This is a genomic window from Kitasatospora sp. NPDC093806 (assembly GCF_040683335.1).
Classification (GTDB): Bacteria; Actinomycetota; Actinomycetes; order Streptomycetales; family Streptomycetaceae; genus Kitasatospora.
This window is the reverse complement of the sequence record NZ_JBFBDO010000229.1, coordinates 1-4,046: the sequence shown is the minus strand read 5'-3', so window position 1 is coordinate 4,046 and position 4,046 is coordinate 1. Positions and strand designations below refer to the sequence as shown.

At 75.6% G+C, this 4,046-nt stretch carries 3 protein-coding genes and 1 pseudogene; all 4 read left to right on the top strand.

All coding sequences use genetic code 11. The features are described from left to right. Positions 1-97 (top strand): annotated as a pseudogene (locus AB0N76_RS39445) (electron transfer flavoprotein subunit beta); the annotation flags it as partial. Positions 98-143: 46 nt separating this feature from the next. Next, on the top strand, positions 144-1,106 hold the full coding sequence (locus tag AB0N76_RS39440; protein ID WP_363565680.1) for an electron transfer flavoprotein subunit alpha/FixB family protein: 963 nt from the start codon (positions 144-146) through the stop codon (positions 1,104-1,106). Between the two features lie 191 nt (positions 1,107-1,297). Continuing rightward, on the top strand, positions 1,298-2,731 hold the full coding sequence (locus AB0N76_RS39435; protein ID WP_363565679.1) for an acyl-CoA synthetase: 1,434 nt from the start codon (positions 1,298-1,300) through the stop codon (positions 2,729-2,731). Positions 2,732-2,931: 200 nt separating this feature from the next. Next, positions 2,932-3,855, top strand: a complete 924-nt coding sequence (locus AB0N76_RS39430; protein WP_363565678.1) for a C40 family peptidase — start codon at positions 2,932-2,934, stop codon at positions 3,853-3,855. The last annotated feature ends 191 nt before the right edge of the window (positions 3,856-4,046 follow it).

Genomic DNA, 4,046 nt, shown 5'->3' with positions numbered 1-4,046 from the left:
GGCGCGTCCGGCGCGGACCGCGGGCACGGTCGTCAAGGACGAGGGCGAGGGCGGCAAGGCGCTCGCGGGCTTCCTCGCCGACCAGAAGTTCATCTAGTCCCCACCCGTTAGCGCACCCAACGATCGATCAGGAGCAACGAATCATGGCTGAGATCCTGGTTCTCGTGGACCACGCCGACGGCGTGGTCCGCAAGCCGGCCCTCGAACTGCTGACCCTGGCCCGCCGGATCGGCGAGCCGTCGGCCGTCGTCCTGGGCGCCGGTGACAAGGCGGCCGAGCTGGCCGCCAAGGCCGCCGAGTTCGGCGCGGCGAAGGTGTACGTCGCGGACGGCGCCGAGTTCGCCGACCAGCTGGTCGTCCCGAAGGTGGACGCCCTGGCCCAGATCGCCAAGGCCGTCGAGCCGGGCGCGGTGCTGGTCACCTCCTCGGGTGAGGGCAAGGAGGTCGCCGCCCGCGTCGCGCTGCGGATCGGCTCCGGCATCATCACCGACGCCATCGACCTGGAGGCCGGCGACGGCGGTCCGGTCGCCACCCAGTCGGTGTTCGCCGCCTCGTTCCAGGTGAAGTCCAAGGTGTCGCACGGCGCCCCGGTCATCACCGTCAAGCCGAACGCGGTCGCCCCGGAGGCCGCCCCGGCCGCCGGCACCGTCGAGGACGTCACCGTCGCGTTCACCGGCAACGCCGCCAAGGTCGTCTCGCGCACCCCGCGCGTCTCCACCGGCCGCCCGGAGCTGACCGAGGCCGCCATCGTGGTCTCCGGCGGCCGCGGCGTCGGTGCCGCCGAGGGCTTCGGCGTCGTCGAGGAGCTCGCCGACGCGCTCGGCGCGGCCGTCGGCGCCTCGCGCGCCGCCGTCGACGCCGGCTGGTACCCGCACAGCAACCAGGTCGGCCAGACCGGCAAGCAGGTCTCCCCGCAGCTCTACATCGCGGCGGGCATCTCCGGCGCGATCCAGCACCGGGCCGGCATGCAGACCTCGAAGACCATCGTGGCCGTCAACAAGGACCCCGAGGCCCCGATCTTCGAGCTGGTCGACTACGGCGTGGTCGGCGACCTGTTCGCCGTGCTGCCGCAGCTCACCGCCGAGGTGCAGGCCCGCAAGGCCTGATCCGGCAGGACGCACGCGCGGGGCGCGCCCGGGATGGCTCCCGGGCGCGCCCCGCCGCGTTCCGCCCCGGCGGTCCGGACGGTGATCGCCGGCCCGTAGAGTCGGCGGCAGGGACGCCGGCGGACCGTCGGCGCGGCGCTGGGATCCACCCGAGGCGGCGGATCACCGTGGACAGGGGCGAGGGCACAGGCATGACACTCTTGACGGCGCTTCAGGGCGGCTTCGGCGACACCGGCGACGCGCTGCGGATCTCCGACGGGCCGGCGCTCTCCCGCGAGCGGCTGCTCGGCGCGGCCACCGCCGTCGCCGACCGGGTGGCCGGCGCCCCCGCCCTCGCGGTGCTCGCCCGGCCCACCGCCGAGACCGTGACCGCCGTGGTCGGCGGACTGCTCGCCGGGGTCCCGGTGGTCCCGCTGCCGCCCGACTCCGGGCCGAAGGAGCGCGCGCACATCCTGCGTGACTCCGGTGCCGCCCTGCTCGCGCACGCGGCCGGGGACGAGCCGCCGGCCGACGCGGCCGAGGCGGGCGTCGCCGGGCTGCCGGTCGACCTGCGCGAGCGCTCCGCGACCACGTACGCCGAGCCGGACCCGGCGGCGACCGCCTTCGTGCTGTACACCTCCGGCACCACCGGGGCGCCCAAGGGCGCGGTGATCGGCCGCGCCGCCGTCGCCGCCGACCTCGACGCGCTCGCCGACGCCTGGCGGTGGACCGCCGAGGACACCCTGGTGCACGGCCTGCCGCTGTTCCACGTGCACGGCCTGGTGCTCGGCGTGCTCGGCGCCCTGCGCACCGGCAGCCGGCTGGTGCACACCGGACGCCCCACCCCGGCCGGCTACGCGGCGGCCGGGGGCAGCCTCTACTTCGGTGTGCCGACGGTCTGGTCCCGGCTGGCCGCGGACGCCGAGGCGGCGGGGCGGCTCGCCTCGGCCCGGCTGCTGGTCTCCGGCAGCGCGCCGCTGCCCGTCCCGGTGTTCGAACGGCTCGCCGCGCTGACCGGCCACGCCCCGATCGAGCGGTACGGCATGACCGAATCGCTGATCACCGTCTCGACCCGGGCCGACGGCGAGCGCCGCCCGGGCAGCGTCGGCCTGCCGGTGGCGGGTGTGCGCACCCGGCTGGTCGGCGAGGACGGCGGGCCCGTGCCGTCCGACGGCGAGAGCGTCGGCGAACTCCAGGTCGCCGGGCCGACGCTGTTCGGCGGGTACCTCAACCGGCCGGACGCCGACGCCGAGGCCTGGACCGCCGACGGCTGGTTCCGCACCGGCGACGTCGCGGTGATCGGGGCGGACGGCTTCCACCGGATCGTCGGGCGCGCCTCCGTCGACCTGATCAAGAGCGGCGGGTACCGGATCGGCGCCGGCGAGGTGGAGGCGGCCCTGCGCGACCACCCGGCGGTGGCCGACGCCGCCGTGGTCGGCGCGCCGGACCCGGACCTCGGCCAGGCGATCGTCGCGTACGTCATCCCGGACGGTCCCGTGACGGGGGAACAGCTGACGGCCTTCGTGGCGGAGCGGCTGTCGGTGCACAAGCGGCCCCGACGGGTCGTGCTGGTGCCCGAACTGCCCAGGAACGCCATGGGAAAGGTGCTGAAGAAGCAGCTGCTGGCGGAGTCGGCACACGGGTGACGGGAGGTCATCCGGCGGGGGGTCGGGTGACGGTCGCTCACCTTCCGTGAGCCTTCCTTTGGCGCACTCCACTGCGCGCTGTGAGCGGACGCGTGCCTAACGTGACACGCAGGCAGACCAGGGCCCGTGGCCCTCCGTACCGCGTTCAGCGTTCAGCGCCTCCAGCGCGACCGGCGCGACCAGCGAAGGAAGACAGCAGGATGACGACCGTCAACACCGGCGCACCGGATGCCGCCGACGACGCGACCGGGCAGCACGCCGCCACCTCCCCCCGTCCGGCGCGGGGCGCCCGCCCCGCCCGCCCGCCCCGCGCGGCGCGGATCCGCCGGGGGATAGCCATGGCGGCCGTGATCGTGGCCGGCGCCGGCGGGATCGGGCTCGGCACCGGCGTGGGCACCGCCGCCGCGGAGCCGGCGCCGGCCCACGCGGGCTGGGACGGGTCGAAGTACTGGTTCAAGAACGCTGCCGGTCAGTGGCGCTGGACCACGCACTACGACGTCTACCTGGCGCGGACCGGCGGGTCCGGTACGGCTGCCACGGGCACGACGGCGTCGGCGACGACGAGCAGCTCGTCCGGGGGGATCACCCAGGGCTGGGACGGCTCGCGGTACTGGTTCAAGAACGCCGCCGGTCAGTGGCGCTGGACTACGCACTACGACGTCTACCTGGCGCGGACCGGCGGGTCCGACACGGCTGCCACGGGGACGTCCGCGTCGACGTCGACGTCGACGTCGGCGGACGCGGTGGCGCCGTCGGCGGACGGTGACGTCGAGACGGCGGTGCAGTTCGCGCTCGCGCAGCTGGGCAAGCCGTTCAAGACCGCCGGGAACGGCCCGGACGGCTACGACTGCTCGGGCCTCGTCCAGCAGTCCTTCCGGCGCGGGGACATCGACCTGCCGCGGGTCGCCAACGACCAGTACGCGGCCACCACGCCGGTGAAGGCCAGCCAGCTGCAGCGTGGCGACCTGCTGTTCTGGTCCGACGACGGGTCCGCGCGGGGCATCCACCACGTCGCGATCTACCTGGGCAACAACCAGTACGTGGAGGCGGCCCGGCCCGGCACGCTGATCCGGATCTCGCGGATCAGCAGCGGCTACTACCCGACCCACATGGGGCGCCCCTGACGCGTGCCCGTCGCCGCCGCGCCGGCGTCCGGGCCCCGGTGGCCCGCGGCGCCGGTGCGGCGGGGGGTGTCACGGCCGGGTGTGAGGGCCAAGGTCGGCCGGGCGGGAGCGCCGCCGCCGTCGCCCGGACGCACTCCTCGGGCACCTCACCGCTGGTCAGGACGGTGTCGGCGGGCGTGAGGGCGAGGGCG

Excerpts from the sequence above, each read along its gene's own strand:
- AB0N76_RS39435 (WP_363565679.1), top strand. The coding sequence starts at position 1,298 with ATGACACTCTTGACGGCGCTTCAGGGCGGCTTCGGCGACACCGGCGAC.
- AB0N76_RS39430 (WP_363565678.1), top strand. The coding sequence starts at position 2,932 with ATGACGACCGTCAACACCGGCGCACCGGATGCCGCCGACGACGCGACC.
- AB0N76_RS39440 (WP_363565680.1), top strand. The coding sequence starts at position 144 with ATGGCTGAGATCCTGGTTCTCGTGGACCACGCCGACGGCGTGGTCCGC.